This is a genomic window from Collinsella aerofaciens, from assembly GCF_041537385.1.
Lineage (GTDB): Bacteria > Actinomycetota > Coriobacteriia > Coriobacteriales > Coriobacteriaceae > Collinsella > Collinsella aerofaciens_BV.
Window position 1 is genome coordinate 55,307 of record NZ_JBGORS010000008.1, and the last position, 15,071, is coordinate 70,377.

The following is a 15,071-nucleotide window of genomic DNA, read 5'->3' on the forward strand; positions in this document are numbered from 1 at the left end:
GGGGCAATCAACCCATGACCGTCACCTACGATGCGTCCCGTGTGACGCTTGTCGATCACCCGCTCGTTCAGCACAAGCTGTCGATCCTGCGCGATAAAAACACCGGCACCAACCAGTTCCGCCAGCTCGTGCGCGAACTCGCGCTTTTTGACGGCTACGAGGCCATGCGCGACCTGCCTATGGAAGACGTCGAGGTCGAGACCCCCATCACTACCGCCACGTTCAAACAGCTTGCCGGCAAGAAACTCGCCATCGTGCCCATCCTGCGTGCGGGCCTTGGCATGGTCGACGGCATCCTCGACCTGGTGCCCTCCGCTCGCGTGGGCCACATCGGCATGGAGCGCGACGAGGTCACCCACGAGCCGCACGAGTATTACTGCAAGATGCCCAAGGATATCGACCAGCGTATCTGCCTGGTCGTCGACCCCATGCTCGCCACGGGCGGTTCGGCCGAGATGGCCATCAGCTACCTGCGCGAGCGCGGTGTCAAGGACATCCGCATGCTGTGCATCGTCGCGGCCCCCGAGGGTCTCAAGTCGCTGACCGAGAAGGACCCAGATGTGCATATCTATACCTGCGCCATCGACGACCATCTCAACGAGGCTGCCTACATCGTTCCCGGCCTCGGCGACGCCGGCGACCGCATCTACGGCACGCTCTAGTCGCTGGGCTAAGACGGCCGCGGCTGCAAATACGAAGAAACGGTGCGCGCGGACGAACAAAAGGCGACCGCGCGCACTCCTGTTAACGGACGTTTTGCCCTGCAGGGTTCGAGAAAAACGTATTACCGTACCTGCGGCATAAAGAAGGTCTTAAGAAAACGAACAGGTGCGTATTAACCGATGCTTTTTCGGTTGTACTTTAGCGATTGGCTCGTACAATAGTCACCAATGTTTGGCGGGAACTGTTCTGTGAAGCGTTAAAAAGGAAAGTGAGGACGCCAGTGTTTCAGATAGCCGATCTGCTCGCTATCGTTGCAGGCGCCATCGCGGGCGCAATTGCCTTCCTTCCCTTTGTCTTTACGCTCAAGCCGGTTCTTGACGATAAACAGAATGCGGACATGCTCAAGGGTATGGTGAGTCTGGCGGTCTCGGCAATCGCCCTGCTCGTCTTTACCTTGGTTGTGTTTGTGTTGTTCGGAGAGGCATTTCGCATGTTCCTCCTGGGCGAGGCGATCGGCTTCGTGGCCTTTATGGCCGCCTGCACGGTTCGCGTCGCCAAGGCGCTGCGAGATCCTCATGAGGTCGAAAGGTAAGTCGTGGAAATTTTTGAAAAGCTGCCTGATGAGATTAATCATCTGGTCAGCGAGTTCAGCTCCACCCCTGTCGTGGGCGATCTGAGCTGCGGCATCACGCAGTACTCGTTTTGGCTGATCGTCTCCACGATCGTGCTCCTGATCGTCCTGGCCGTGTTCAAGAAGAAGCAGACCCTGGTTCCCAAGGGCTTCTTCGTCAACGGTTTCGAGTACATCATCGAGTACGTCGAGAACGATATCGGCAAGGGCGTCGTGGGTGAGAACTGGAAGAAGCACTTCCCGTTCCTGTGCTCGCTTTTCCTGTTCATCCTGATCAATAACATGATCGGCCTGATCCCGGGAATGAAGCCCGGCACCGGCGCAATCGGCTCCACCGCCGCGCTCGCCATCTTCGCCTTCGTGTACTTCATCTACTACGGATGCAAGGCTCACGGCGTGATCGGCTACATCAAGAGCCTCGCCCCGCAGGGCGTGAGCTTCCCGATGAACGTGCTTGTGTGGGTCGTCGAGCTTTTCTCGACCTTCCTGCGCCTCATCACGCTCGCCGTCCGTCTGTTCTGCAACATGTTCGCAGGACACGTGGTCATGGGCTCGTTCGCCATCATGGCGAGCATGTTCATGCAGCCGCTGCTTCAGCAGGTTTCCGCGGCCCACGCCGTCGGCGCCCTGCCTTCGCTGGCCTGGCTTGCCATCCTCATCCTGATCTATGCGATCGAGCTTGTGGTCGGCGCCATCCAGGCTTACGTCTTCACGGTCCTTACCGCCGTGTATGTCTCCGAGGCAGAGGAGGTCGCGGAGGAGGAGTAGCCTTCCGTTCGCGCCTTAAAGGTAAGGCAATTCGTTAAACCGCCGGTGCCCGTACCCATGGAGCCCGGCAGTTATAAAAAGGTTATCCTGCGTGAAATAAGACACGCACGACAAAGGAGGAATCGTGGGAGTTATCGGTTACGGTCTCGGTGTTATCGGCGCTGGTCTTGCTATCGGCCTGTCTGCTCTGGGTGCTACGGGTGCTATGGCCCGTCAGCCTGAGGTCCAGGGCCGCGTGTTCACCGTCTTCATCATGGGCTCCGCCTTCGGCGAGGCTCTGGCTCTGATCGGCTTCGTTGTCGCGCTGATCGTTAAATAGCACGGAGCGTCAAGTATGAATCTTTCATCCCAGAAGAGCGCGATCGCACTCTCCGCGTCCGCGGCCGCGCTGCTCATGCCGGTTTCCGCGTTCGCCGAGGACGGCGCTGCCGGTGCGGACATCCTCATCCCTAAGATGGCGGAGTTCATCCCGGCGCTTATCGCCTTCCTGATTATCTGGATCGTGCTGGCCAAGGTCGCCCTGCCGGGCATCATCAAAACCATGGAGGAGCGCGGCAAGAAGATCGAGGAGAGCCTCGACGAGGCCGAGAAGACCAAGCAGGAGGCTATCGCCAAGCGCGCTGAGTCCGACTCGATCGTCACCGACGCCCGTCGTCAGGCTGCCGACATCGTTCTCGAGGCCCGTAAGGACGCCGAGTCCGAGCGCGCCCGTATCATCGAGGCTGCTCACAAGGAGGCCGAGGAGATCATCGCCAAGGCCCATACGACCGTCGAGGACGAGCGCAAGTCCATCTACGCCGGTGCCGCGAGCTCCATCGCCGACCTGTCCGTTGCCGTCGCCACCAAGATCGTGGGCGAGGCACTCGAGGACGAGGCCGAGCAGAAGAAGCTCATCGAGCGCTACATCCAGGAAGCAGGTAGCCTGAATGCCGACTAGCCGCTATCAGGACAAGGTGCTCGAGACCTACGCGCGCTCCCTTCTGGAAGCCGCTAAGGCCGAGAACCATGTGTTCGAGGACCTCGAGATGATCGAGCGCCTGGCTTCTGCCAGCCCCGAGATCATCGCCGTGCTCGACACCATGTCCAAGCGCGACCAGCTCGACCTTCTTCCCAAGGTGGCAGCTGCCTTTAAGTATGTTGCCGAGGAAGACGAGGATGTAGTGGGCGTGACCGTCACCACGGCGATCCCGCTCGACGACGAGCTGCGTCAAACCATCACTAAGAAATGCGAGCAGGACTTCGGCCGCAAGGTATTCCTTATCGAGCAGGTCGACCCGTCTATCGTGGGCGGCTTGGTGCTCGAGGCACGCGGCGAGCGTCGTGACATTTCCGTCAAGACGCAGCTGCGCGTCGCGCAGGAGACCCTCGCAAACTCTGCTAATTCGTACGGAGGTGAAGCCTAATGTCCGAAACCCTCAATGCCCAGGATATCGCCAAGAAACTGCAGGAGCAGCTCACGAGCCTCTCCGCGACGGTCGATACGCATGAGGTTTCAACGGTCGACGAGGTAGGCGACGGCATCGCGCGCGTCTCCGGCCTCAAGAGCGCCATGGCAGGCGAGCTTCTGGAGTTCAAGAGCTCCGATACCGGTGAGACCGTCTTTGGCCTTGCCCAGAACCTTGACCGTGACGAGGTCGGTGCCGTTCTGTTCGGTGCCGTCGACTCCATCAAGGAAGGCGACGAGTGCCGCACCACTGGCCGCATTATGGATATCCCTGTGAGCCGCGCCATGCTCGGCCGCGTCGTCAATCCGCTCGGCCAGCCCATCGACGGCCTGGGCGACATCGTCGCCACGCACCGTCGCCCCATCGAGTTCAAGGCCCCCGGCGTCATCGACCGTACCCCGGTGTGTGAGCCGGTTCAGACCGGTCTGCTCGCTATCGACTCCATGGTGCCTATTGGCCGCGGTCAGCGTGAGCTCATCATCGGCGACCGTAAGACCGGTAAGACCGCCATTGCCATCGACGCTATCCTCAATCAGCGCGGCAAGGGCATGGTCTGCATCTATGTCGCCATCGGCCAGAAGGCCTCTACGGTTGCCAACATCCGCGAGACCCTCGCTCAGCACGGTGCGCTCGACTACACCATTATCGTTTCGGCCACCGCTGCCGATTCCGCCCCTATGCAGTACATCGCGCCTATGGCCGGTGCCGCTATCGGCGAGTTCTTCATGTACAACGGTGAGGACGGCAAGCCCGCCAGCGAGACCAACCCCGGCGGCCACGTGCTCGTCATCTACGACGACCTGTCCAAGCAGGCTGTGGCTTACCGTCAGATGTCGCTGACGCTGCATCGTCCGCCCGGACGCGAGGCCTATCCTGGCGACATCTTCTACCTGCACTCTCGTCTGCTCGAGCGTGCAGTCAAGATGTCCAAGAAGAACGGTTATGGCTCCATGACGGCTCTTCCGATCATCGAGACCCAGGACGGCGACGTCTCGGCCTACATTCCGACCAACGTCATTTCCATTACCGATGGTCAGATCTACCTGCAGTCCGAGCTCTTCTTCCAGGGCCAGCGCCCGGCAGTCGACGTGGGCATTTCCGTGTCCCGCGTCGGTGGCGACGCACAGACCAAGGCCATGAAGCAGGTCGCCGGCAACCTCCGTCTGGACCTCGCTTCGTACCAGGAGCTCGCCGGCTTCACGCAGTTCGGCTCTGACCTCGACGAGGCTACTCAGAAGCAGCTGACCCATGGTGCTCGCATGACCGAGCTCCTGAAGCAGCCGCGTTACAAGCCGTTTGAGGTTGGCGAGCAGATCGTTACGCTGTTCGCTGGCAACGAGGGCTTCCTGGATGACCTGGAGATCGCCGACGTGCTGCCTTTCCGTGCCGAGCTCATCGAGTACATGGACAATGGCTTTGGCTCGCTGCTCGACAAGGTTCGCGCCAAGAAGATCGATGATGACACCAAGGCTGAGCTCTTGCGCGTCATCGGCGACTTCAAGCAGCAGTTCATGGCCAAGCACCATTCGGATGTTTCTGGATCAGAGGAGAACTAAGCCCCATGGCCAACCTTCGCGACATTAAGAAGCGAATCTCCTCGGTTACCACGACCAAGCAGATCACGCGCACGATGGAGATGGTCTCTACGGCCAAGATCCGTCGTGCCCTCGATCGCTCCAAGCAGGCCGAGCCCTATAAGGAGGCGCTGACCGACGTCATGTTGACGGTCGCCGGCGACGCCTCCTGTTCGGGCACCGATCCCATGCTGCAGAAGCATGAGAACGTCAAGCATGGCCTGATTGTCGTTATTGCCTCGGACCGCGGCCTTGCCGGCGGTTTCAATACGACGGTGGAGCGCACGGCCGAAAAGCTCGCCGCTTCTTGGGCGAACGACGGCATCGAGTGCGAGATCATCGCGTGTGGGCGTAAACCGGCCACGTATTTCCGTGACCGCGCAAACGTTGTCATGCACTTTGAGGGCAACTCCTCTGAGCCCGATTTCAATCAGGCCCGCATGATCTCCTCTCATATCTGCGATGCGTATCGTGCCGGTGAGCTTGACCGTGTCGAGCTTGTCTACCACCACGCCAAGAACCGCGTGGATCAGGAGCTTCGCGTCGAGCATCTGTTGCCGCTCGACCCCGAGATGATCGCTATGGCCCACGGTCCGCGTAAGAACGAGACCGACGCCCCTAAGCGCATCTCGTCCACGTTCGAGTTCGTGCCCTCTCCCGAGCATGTTCTCGGCAAGCTTGTGCCGTCTTATATCCTGACGGTCATCTACCAGGCCCTGATCGATTCGGCGGCTGCCGAGCAGGGTGCACGCCGCAAGGCCATGCACTCCGCGACGGAAAACGCCACCGCGATCATCTCGACCCTTACCCGCACGTATAGTCGCGTGCGCCAGGCTTCGATCACGACCGAGATTAACGAGATCGTCGGCGGAGCCTCAGCATTGGAGGAACAGTAATGGCTAATAACACCGTAAAGCTTGCGGTCGAGGAAGCCACCAAGAAGACGACTGCCGGTGATGGTCGCATCGTGCGAATCATCGGCCCTGTCGTCGACGTCAAGTTTGACGGCGCGGTGCCCCCGATCTACAACGCGCTCACGGTCGAGGCCGAGACCCCGATCGGTCATCTGAGCACGATCCTCGAGGTCGAGAGCCAGCTTCCGGGCGGCGTCGTCCGCACGGTCGCCATGTCCTCGACCGACGGCCTGCAGCGCGGCCTCATCGCCACCGATACCGGTGAGCCCATGAAGATGCCCGTTGGCCCCAAGACGCTTGGCCGAATTTGGAACGTCATGGGCAAGCCCGTCGACGGCAAGCCCATGCCCGAGGTGGAGGAGTTCTACCCCATCCACCATGCAGCGCCCCGTTTCGACGAGCTCACCACCAAGACCGAGATCTTCGAGACCGGCATCAAGGCCGTCGACCTGCTCGAGCCCTACATCCGTGGCGGCAAGACAGGCCTGTTCGGCGGCGCCGGCGTCGGCAAGACCGTTCTGATTCAGGAGCTCATCAACAACCTCGCCCAGGAGCACGGTGGCACCTCGGTGTTTACCGGCGTCGGCGAGCGTACCCGCGAGGGCACCGACCTGTTCCTCGAGATGAGCGAGTCTGGCGTTATCGACAAGACCTGCTTGGTCTATGGTCAGATGAACGAGCCGCCCGGAGCGCGTCTGCGCATCGGTCTGGCCGGCCTTACCACCGCTGAGTATTTCCGTGATCGTGGCCAGGACGTTCTGCTGTTCATCGACAACATCTTCCGCTTCTCCCAGGCAGGTTCCGAGGTTTCCGCACTGCTGGGTCGTATGCCGTCCGCCGTTGGTTACCAGCCCACGCTGGCAACCGAGATGGGCGACCTCCAGGAGCGCATTACCTCGACCAAGACGGGCTCCATTACCTCCGTCCAGGCTGTCTACGTCCCCGCAGACGACCTGACCGACCCGGCGCCTGCCACGACGTTTACGCACCTCGACGCCACCACGGTTCTTTCGCGTAGCATTTCGTCGCTCGGCCTGTTCCCGGCTATCGACCCGCTCGCGTCTTCCTCCGACGCTCTCGATCCCTCGATCGTCGGCGAGGAGCACTACCGTGTCGCCGTCAAGGTCCAGGAGCTCCTGCAGGAGTACTCCGACCTTCAGGACATCATCGCCATTCTGGGTATGGACGAGCTGTCCGAGGAGCAGCGCCTTACGGTCAACCGTGCCCGTAAGATTCAGCAGTTCCTCTCGCAGTCCTTCCACGTCGCCGAGAAGTTCACCGGCAACCCCGGTGTCTACGTCCGCGTCGAGGATACCGTCCGCTCTTTCGCCGAGATTGTCGACGGCAAGGCCGATGACCTGCCCGAGCAGGCTTTCCGCTATGCTTCCACGATTGAGGACGTGCGCGAGCGCGCCCGCAAGATGGGGGAGAAGTAGGTTATGCGTATCCGCATCGTGTGCCCCGTTAGCTGCGCCTATGAGGGCGACGCTGCGTTTGTGTCGATTCCGTCCACGGATGGCGAGTTTGGTGTTCTGCCTGCTCACTCCAGCGAGATCTGCACGATCGACCGCGGTTACGTTCGCGTTTCCGATAAGGCCATGGGCACTGTCGACCACACGTTTGCCGTGGCCGGCGGCTATGCCCAGGTTGCGGACGATGTCGTGACCGTTCTCGCCGAGCGCGCTTGCGATTTGGCGACCGTCGATGCCGACAAGCTTAAAGCTGATATTCAAGGTTTTGAAGAGAAGCTGGGTAATTTGTCGGAGGATGATGCACGCCGCGCCTACCTCTATAATGAAATCGCATGGTGTAAGCTCAAGCTTGCCCAATAGTCAAACGATTTAGCGTTCGACCATTTGCGAACACATCATGCCCGGGATGGCCCAGCCACCCCGGGCATGCTTTTTGAAAGGGTAGACCTTGGATATTATCCGCGTTGAGGGTGGCCACGCCATCGGAGGTTCCGTGCCCGTCTCGGGTGCCAAGAACTCCGCGCTCAAACTCATGGCGGCAACGCTTCTGGCGCCGGGCAAGACGACGCTGCAGAACGTGCCCGATATTTCCGATGTTCACGTGATGGGCAAGGTGCTCAAGGGCATGGGCGCTACGATCGATGTTCTCGACGAGCACACGCTCGAGATTGATACCTCTCAGGTCGATTCTTGGGAGGCCCCCTACGAGCTCGTTGCCAAGATGCGTGCTTCCACCGCCGTCATGGGACCCCTGCTGGGCCGCTTCCATCGCGCCAAGATTGCCATGCCGGGCGGCTGCAACCTGGGTGCTCGCAAGATCGATATGCACATTCTGGGTCTCGAGGCCCTGGGCGTTGAGTTTGATACCGCCCACGGTTACATCAACGCTAATGCGCCCCAAGGTCTGCGCGGTACCACCGTCACGCTCGAGTTCGCCAGTGTCGGTGCGACCGAGAACCTCATTATGGCATCCGTGCGCGCGAAGGGTACCACGGTTATCGACAATGCCGCCCGCGAGCCCGAGATCGTCGATCTCGCCAACATGCTCAACGAGATGGGCGCCAAGATTGTTGGCGCCGGTACGCCCGTCGTGACTATCGAAGGCGTGGAAGAGCTCCATCCCGTTACCCATCGTGTGGTGGGCGACCGCATCGAGGCCGGTACCTTTATCGTTGCCGGTGCGTTGATGGCCGACGATCGCGGTGTCGATGTCACGGGCTTTTGCCCCATTCACTTGGGCATGGTGCTCAAGAAGATGGAGCTCATGGGTATCGACTGCGAGCGCGTCGAGGATGGCGTCCATGTGAACCGTGCCGAGCGTATCAAGCCGGTCGACATCCAGACGCTTCCGTTCCCCGGTTTCCCGACCGACATGCAGGCGCAGATTATGGTGCTCTCCGCCCTTGCCGACGGCAGTTCCGTTATTACCGAAAACATCTTCGAGAATCGCTTTATGTTTGCCTCTGAGCTGGTGCGCATGGGTGCCAACATTCGTATCGAGAGCCATCATGCCATGATTCATGGCGTCAAGGGCTTCTCGGGTGCACAGGTTACCTCGCCCGATCTGCGTGGCGGAGCGGCCCTCGTCGTAGCGGGCTTGATCGCCGACGGGACGACCGAGGTTTCGGCCATCCATCATATCAAGCGCGGCTACGAGCAGTTTGTCGAAAAGCTGCAGACGCTTGGCGCGCATGTCGAGCATGCTACCGTCCCCGATCCCGTCATCTACTAATACAGGTTGCCTATGTTTAATAAAAAGCCCCTCGCGGATACCACCGCCCGAAGACCCTCAACTGGTGCGCAGGCCAAGATCTATAGTCGCGATAACGTGGCTCGATATTCCGAGCGCGCTCGTCAACGTCGTCGTAGCCACACGATTCGTCACGTCGCGCTCATTGTCGTGCTTGGCGTGCTGCTGAGTGCCACTACCGCTGCCGGCCTGTGGTTTGCCACCATTATGGGCAAGCTCGGCGATTCTAATGTCATTACCGACAATCTGCGTCGGGTTCTGGTTGACACCGATGAGGCAAAGGATCCGTTCTACGTGCTGCTTCTTGGTACCGACGGCCGTCCGGGCGAGGATACGTATCGTGCCGACTCGATTATCCTGGCACGCATCGACCCCACGCAAAAGCAGGCGACGCTCATTTCCGTTCCGCGCGACACCAAGGTCGAGTACAAGGGCGAGACCATGAAGATCAACGCCTGCCATACCGTTGGCGGCGCCGAGGCCATGGTCGAGGCGGTCAACGAGCTGTGCGGTGTTCAGATTTCCCACTATGCCGAGGTCAGCTTCGACGGTATGCAGGCACTGATTGATTCGGTTGGCGGTATCGACATTAACGCAACCGATGATGTTGACGACCCTGAGCACCTGGATATTAAGATTACCGCTGGCCAGCAGCATATGGACGGTGCCACCGCCCTTACCTATGCCCGCTGCCGCTACACCTATGCCGACGGCGATTACACGCGCATGCGCCACCAGCGTCAGGTGCTTGGCGCCCTTGCCAACCAGATTCTCAATAACTTCGATGCCACGAAGATCTTTGGCCTGGTTAATTCGCTGTCCGATATGCTCGTAACCGATATGAGCGTTCAGGATATCGTGGCTACGGTCAACGCCATGCGCGGTATGGATGTCGACGGTATCTACTCGGCCAACCTGCCCTCGTACGCCGACGACAGCACCATGATCGACGGTGTGAGCTACGTCTTTGTCTACGAGGACGAGCTCAAGGAAATGATGGAGCGCGTCGATGCTGGCAAGGATCCCAAGGGTCCCAACACCATGGGTCTTTCCGACGGTTCCAGCTCTACGATCGGCGACCTGAACAACAACACGTCTGACGATTACGCAAACGGTACCGCAACCTCATCGGTCAGCTCTGACGATTCCGATGACTCAAGCGATTCGAGCGATTCGGACTACTACGAAGAGCCCACCGGCGACGGCAACGGCTACGAAGCCAACTACTAGAGTTACGCGGTTTTACCAAACCGCGTAACCGCTTGACGCTACGCGGGCCGTCCTCAACCTGCGACGTTAGTCATTGGGGACGTTCTTAAACGACTGGTCAAAGGGGACACTCTTGATGCACTTGGCACTTGGGGACGTTCCTTATGTGCCGGCAGTTTGGGACACTCCTTGCTTCAAGAGGCTGGCGCGCGTCAACCTGTTCTCATTGCAGCAAAAAAATCGCCCCGTTCTCGGTTGAGGACGGGGCGGTTTGTCTTTTAGGCTTGAGCGGCCAGGCTTATGCAAAGCGGGCGACGAGCTCCTGGAGCACGTCGGTCATCTTGACGAGCGAACTGACCGGGACGAACTCGTTGACGCCGTGGTAGCAATAGCCGCCGGTGGAAAGGTTGGGGCAGGGCAGACCGCGGAATGACAGCTGCGCGCCGTCGGTGCCGCCGCGAATCGGCAGCACTTGGGGCTCAACGCCGCAGGCAAGGTAGGCTTCCTTGGCAACATCAATGAGCTCGGGATAGTCACGAACGATCTCGGCCATATTTCGATACTGCTGCTTAATCTCGACCGTCACGCGCTCCTCACCCAGACGCTGGTTGAGCATCGAGGCGGCGGCATCAATAAGGTCGAGTTTCTGCTGGAACTTGGCGGCATCGTGATCACGGACGATATAGCGCGCCGTGGCGTGATCGACGGTCGCAGATACACCCTCAAGGTGATAAAAGCCCTCGTAGCCTTCCGTATACTCCGGGCGCTGCACGTAGGGGAGCAACGCGTTGAAGTCGCAGAACAGATTGCCCGCGTTGACCATACGGCCCTTGGCGTCGCCCGGGTGGATGGACTGTCCCTCAAAGCGGACGGTCGCCTCGGCGGCGTTAAAGCACTCCCACTCCAGCTCGCCGATGGGGCCGCCGTCGACCGTGTAGGCATACTTGCAGCCAAAGGTATCGATATCCAACAGCTCGGCTCCGTGGCCGATCTCCTCGTCAGGGCAGAAGCAAATGCCGAGTGCGGGATGGGGCAGAGAAGGGTCCTGAGCGATACGCGCGACAAGCGACATGATCTCGGCGACGCCTGCCTTGTCGTCCGCGCCCAGCAGCGTGGTGCCATCGCTGCAGACCAGGTCCTCACCCGCGAGGTCGTTCAGGGCGGGAAGCTTGGCGGTACTCATGGCAACGGGCTTACCGTCAACCGTGCCGCAGACCAGGTCGCCGCCTTCGTAGTGTACGATGTGCGGCTTCACGCCGGCGCCCGGTGCAACTTCGGTAGTGTCGAGATGGGCGATCAGGCCCAGGGCGGGCTTGTCCTCAGCGCCCGCACTTGCGGGGATATGCGCGCAGACATAGGCGTGCTCGGTCACGTGGGCATCTTCCGCACCAAGCTCGCGCAGCTCTTCAGCCAGCACGTTGGCAAGGTCAAACTGAACGGCGCTCGAGGGTACCTGGTCGCAGTTTGCATCCTCGGACTGCGTGTTGATCTGGACGTAGCGCAAAAAGCGTTCGAGGACATCGGGGCTCGTGGTGGTGTTTTCCATAAAGACCGCTCCAATCTTGGTCGTCGTGTGCAACAAGAACTCTAGCACGGTATGCCACGGCATACCACGACGCTTGGATGGGGTAGAATCAGCCATTGAATGCAGAAGGGACGGAAGATCATGGATACGACAAATAGCTCGCGCGAACTACATCTGACGGTGGCGAACGAAGACTACTTGGAGTGCATGGTTCGCATTGAAAGCGAAGAGGGGGAAACCAACGGCGTGCGATCGGTCGACATCGCGCAGCGCCTTGGCGTCTCCAAGGCATCGGTCAATAAAGCGGTTTCGGCGCTCAAGGCATCCGAGCTTGTCGAGCAATCGCACTACGGCAAGGTAATCCTGACCGATCGTGGCCGCGAGGTTGGCACGGCTATCTGGTACCGCCATCGCCTCATCCGTACGTTTTTGGTTCAGGAGCTCGGTGTCGAATTTGAGCGAGCCGATTCCGAGGCCTGCATGATGGAGCATGCGCTATCCGAGGACACGATGAACCGCTGGCTCGCCTATCTCGAAAAGCAGGGAATCAGCGTCGAGGAATAGCGGGATATATATGGATACGAGTTATTACAACCGCTTTGGTGCCGAGGAACTTGCGCGCCGCTTGTCGAGCGAGACCTTGTTGGCGCAGGGCCCCATGGGCAGTGTTCTGTTGAGTGAGTACGATGCCGCCGACATTCCACCGGCGTTTTGGAATCTGGCAGAGCCGCAGACCGTTTCTCGTATCCATCGCTTGTATGTCGCCGCCGGCGCACAGGTGCTCATTACCAACACCTTTCAGGCATCGAGCTATGCCCTCAAGCACGACCAGATTTCGCCGTCCGTGGCGGAGGTCAATCGCGGGGCCGTCGACGATGCCCGCCAGGCGCACCCTCAGCTGCTGCTGGGCTCGATGGGCCCGATCGGTATTGAGTGGTTTGCCGAGGACTCTGCCGAGTATCGTGAAATCCGCGGCATTGCGCGCGAACAGGCGCACGCCTTGCTCAATGCTGGTGTTGACGGTCTGCTGATCGAGACGGTGACGTCTATCCGTAATCTGCAGCCCATGCTTGCCGGCGCCCGAGATGCCGCCGACGGCATGCCTGTTCTGGTGAGTTTTGTCGTTGACGATAAAGGCGACCTGCTGGGCGATGGCCTCAACATCGAGGCAGCCGTTTTGTACGCCGAAAAACACGGCGCAAACTCGGTTGGTGTTAATTGCTGTTCGCTTGCGGCCGCGAACGCGGCGGTGCCCAGGATGGTTGCATCGGCGACTACTCCCGTCACGGTGCGTCCCAACGTGGGCGATCCGGTCCAGACTCAGGATGGCCCCGTATGGCACGAGAGCCCCGAAGCTTTCGCGCGCGCATGCATCGAATGGAGGCATGCCGGTGCCGCAATGGTGGGCAGTTGCTGTGGAACCACGGCAATCACTACGGCAGCGATGGCCGAGGCGCTCGATATATAAAGGGCAAAACCGCTCCATACGGGGCGGTTTTTATTGCCTGCATGTCCTCGGCAGCATTTGCCCAAATGGTGAATGCTGGTGCCGGCAGGTTGCCGAGTGTGTATCGCGGGTATACCTCATGCGTACCATGATCCAAACACTGTGAGGTGTCTGCGCGTGTGCGCGATAATTCATTTTGGAACTGACGGTTGGCGCGCTCGCGTCGATGAGGACTTCACTGCCGATAACGTTGCCCGTATCGCCGATGCCGTCGGCGAGTTGTGGCAAAAGACCAATCCGGGCAAAACGGCATATATAGGGTTCGACACTCGGCCCCTGGCGCGCGAGTTCGCTGAGCTTGCGGCGGGTGTGCTAGCAGCGCACGGGCTAGACGCCGTGCTCGCTTCGCGACCTGTTCCGACCCCTGCCCTTACGTGGGCGGCGGCTTATGACGGTGAGGCGTGCGGCGCGCTCATGGTGACGGGGTCCCATCATCCGCAGGGTTATCTGTGTCTCAAGATTCGCATGGGTGACGGCTCGACCGCCAACCAGGATGTCATCGAAGAGCTCGAAGAGACCATGGCTCCCGAGCCAATGGGGATCGAGGGGCAATATCGCACCGCGGATATCATTCCTGACTATATGCAAGCGGCGGCATCGTTTGTCGATGCCGAAGCCATCCGCGCCGCGCACCTGCGCGTGGTTGTTGACCCCATGGGCGGCGCAGCCCAGGGCTATCTAGCCGACTTGCTGCGCGAGCTTGGCGTTGAGGTGCACGAGATTCACGCCGGGCAGGCGTCTGACCAAGAGGATATCTGCCCCGACCCCGTTGAGCCTTGGGTGGATGCTTGCGAGCGCACGGTTATCAAGGACGGAGCTTGTGCTGGCCTGGTGACCGACGGCGACGCCGACCGTATCGGCGCGGTTGACGAGCGCGGCAGATATATACATCCGCATCAGATCATGGCGCTCGTTTTGGGCGACTTGGTTCAATTTCGTAATTTGGAGGGGCGCGTCGTCGTCAATCTTTCATGCTCGACGCTCGTGCGTCGCATTGCCGAGGCGCTTGGCTGCCGCGTGACCGTCAAACCAGTCGGTTTCAAATATATAGCGGCAGAGATGAAGAAGGGTGGCGTCCTCATAGGCGGCGAAGAAGCCGGTGGTATCGGCATCGCCGCGCATATGCCCGAGCGCGATGGAATCCTCGCCTGTCTGATTCTGTGTGAGCTTATGGCAAAGACGGACGCGCCTTTGGGCGTTCTGGTCGACCAACTCGAGGACAGTTTTGGTAAGACGAGTTACGGTCGACGCGATTTGCGCCTTGAGGCCGAAGATGCCGAAACGTTACGAACCCTGCTGCCGGGCGTAAACCCCAAGTCGATTTGTGGCAAGGTGCCGCAAAACGTTAGTCATATGGATGGCTTGCGTTTAGCATTCGAGGATGACACGTGGCTGCTGGTCCGTCCTAGCGGGACCGAACCAGTGGTGCGCATCTACGCCGAGGGGTTCTCGGTGGAAGAACGTGATGAGTTGCTCGATGCTGGCTGTGCTTTAGCTAGGGGAACGTATCCGCTTTAACCATGAGACTGCCTTATATAAAGAGATGCTCGGCGAGCGGTAGTTAACGGCTGGCAAACGTTAGTCGGATCCCAAACTGTGTAGGAAATGTGTAC

Annotated in this window: 16 protein-coding genes; 15 read left to right on the forward strand and 1 reads right to left on the reverse strand. The window is 59.9% G+C overall.

The genetic code is table 11. The features are described from left to right. Nucleotides 1-14: 14 nt before the first annotated feature. The 12 genes from upp (at nt 15) to ACEG18_RS08915 (ending at nt 10,447) form a co-directional block, all read left to right on the forward strand. Complete coding sequence (upp, locus tag ACEG18_RS08860; RefSeq protein ID WP_040359658.1) at nt 15-662, forward strand: uracil phosphoribosyltransferase; 648 nt, start codon at nt 15-17, stop codon at nt 660-662. A gap of 281 nt (nt 663-943) precedes the next feature. Continuing rightward, nucleotides 944-1,255, forward strand: coding sequence for a hypothetical protein (locus ACEG18_RS08865; protein ID WP_022094264.1), 312 nt, complete (start codon nt 944-946; stop codon nt 1,253-1,255). Nucleotides 1,256-1,258: 3 nt separating this feature from the next. Next, a complete protein-coding gene (gene atpB / locus ACEG18_RS08870) occupies nt 1,259-2,062 on the forward strand; it encodes a F0F1 ATP synthase subunit A (RefSeq protein WP_022094263.1) in 804 nt (267 codons plus the stop codon). Between the two features lie 124 nt (nt 2,063-2,186). Further along, nucleotides 2,187-2,381, forward strand: a complete 195-nt coding sequence (locus ACEG18_RS08875; RefSeq protein WP_022094262.1) for an ATP synthase subunit C-like protein — start codon at nt 2,187-2,189, stop codon at nt 2,379-2,381. 15 nt (nt 2,382-2,396) lie between these two features. After that, on the forward strand, nt 2,397-2,999 hold the full coding sequence (gene atpF / locus ACEG18_RS08880; RefSeq protein WP_099432316.1) for a F0F1 ATP synthase subunit B: 603 nt from the start codon (nt 2,397-2,399) through the stop codon (nt 2,997-2,999). Beyond that, nucleotides 2,989-3,465, forward strand: coding sequence for a F0F1 ATP synthase subunit delta (locus ACEG18_RS08885; protein ID WP_099432315.1), 477 nt, complete (start codon nt 2,989-2,991; stop codon nt 3,463-3,465). The genes atpF and ACEG18_RS08885 overlap by 11 nt, the downstream gene beginning before the upstream one ends. Beyond that, nucleotides 3,465-5,063 (forward strand): F0F1 ATP synthase subunit alpha, encoded by a 1,599-nt coding sequence (gene atpA / locus ACEG18_RS08890; RefSeq protein WP_035138794.1) that lies wholly within the window; start codon nt 3,465-3,467, stop codon nt 5,061-5,063. Before ACEG18_RS08885 ends, atpA begins: the two co-directional genes overlap by 1 nt. A gap of 5 nt (nt 5,064-5,068) precedes the next feature. Beyond that, nucleotides 5,069-5,977 (forward strand): ATP synthase F1 subunit gamma, encoded by a 909-nt coding sequence (gene atpG / locus ACEG18_RS08895; RefSeq protein ID WP_215693983.1) that lies wholly within the window; start codon nt 5,069-5,071, stop codon nt 5,975-5,977. After that, a complete protein-coding gene (gene atpD / locus ACEG18_RS08900) occupies nt 5,977-7,431 on the forward strand; it encodes a F0F1 ATP synthase subunit beta (RefSeq protein ID WP_006235717.1) in 1,455 nt (484 codons plus the stop codon). Before atpG ends, atpD begins: the two co-directional genes overlap by 1 nt. A 3-nt stretch (nt 7,432-7,434) precedes the next feature. After that, nucleotides 7,435-7,827: an ATP synthase F1 subunit epsilon gene (atpC, locus tag ACEG18_RS08905; RefSeq protein ID WP_006235718.1), complete on the forward strand. Its 393-nt coding sequence runs from the start codon at nt 7,435-7,437 to the stop codon at nt 7,825-7,827. An 88-nt stretch (nt 7,828-7,915) separates the two neighbouring features. Next, nucleotides 7,916-9,199, forward strand: a complete 1,284-nt coding sequence (gene murA, locus ACEG18_RS08910) for a UDP-N-acetylglucosamine 1-carboxyvinyltransferase (RefSeq protein ID WP_372542388.1) — start codon at nt 7,916-7,918, stop codon at nt 9,197-9,199. Nucleotides 9,200-9,211: 12 nt separating this feature from the next. Then, nucleotides 9,212-10,447, forward strand: a complete 1,236-nt coding sequence (locus ACEG18_RS08915) for an LCP family protein (RefSeq protein ID WP_006235722.1) — start codon at nt 9,212-9,214, stop codon at nt 10,445-10,447. Between the two features lie 277 nt (nt 10,448-10,724). On the opposite strand, the gene pepT is transcribed toward ACEG18_RS08915, so the two are convergent. Further along, on the reverse strand, nt 10,725-11,972 hold the full coding sequence (pepT, locus tag ACEG18_RS08920) for a peptidase T (protein ID WP_316366040.1): 1,248 nt from the start codon (nt 11,970-11,972) through the stop codon (nt 10,725-10,727). Nucleotides 11,973-12,092: 120 nt separating this feature from the next. Between pepT and ACEG18_RS08925 the strand changes: the two genes are divergently transcribed. The 3 genes from ACEG18_RS08925 (at nt 12,093) to ACEG18_RS08935 (ending at nt 14,976) form a co-directional block, all read left to right on the forward strand. After that, complete coding sequence (locus ACEG18_RS08925; RefSeq protein ID WP_117564991.1) at nt 12,093-12,515, forward strand: metal-dependent transcriptional regulator; 423 nt, start codon at nt 12,093-12,095, stop codon at nt 12,513-12,515. A 10-nt stretch (nt 12,516-12,525) separates the two neighbouring features. Then, nucleotides 12,526-13,419: a homocysteine S-methyltransferase family protein gene (locus ACEG18_RS08930; protein ID WP_372542390.1), complete on the forward strand. Its 894-nt coding sequence runs from the start codon at nt 12,526-12,528 to the stop codon at nt 13,417-13,419. 156 nt (nt 13,420-13,575) lie between these two features. Then, a complete protein-coding gene (locus ACEG18_RS08935; protein ID WP_372542392.1) occupies nt 13,576-14,976 on the forward strand; it encodes a phosphoglucomutase/phosphomannomutase family protein in 1,401 nt (466 codons plus the stop codon). Nucleotides 14,977-15,071: the final 95 nt, after the last annotated feature.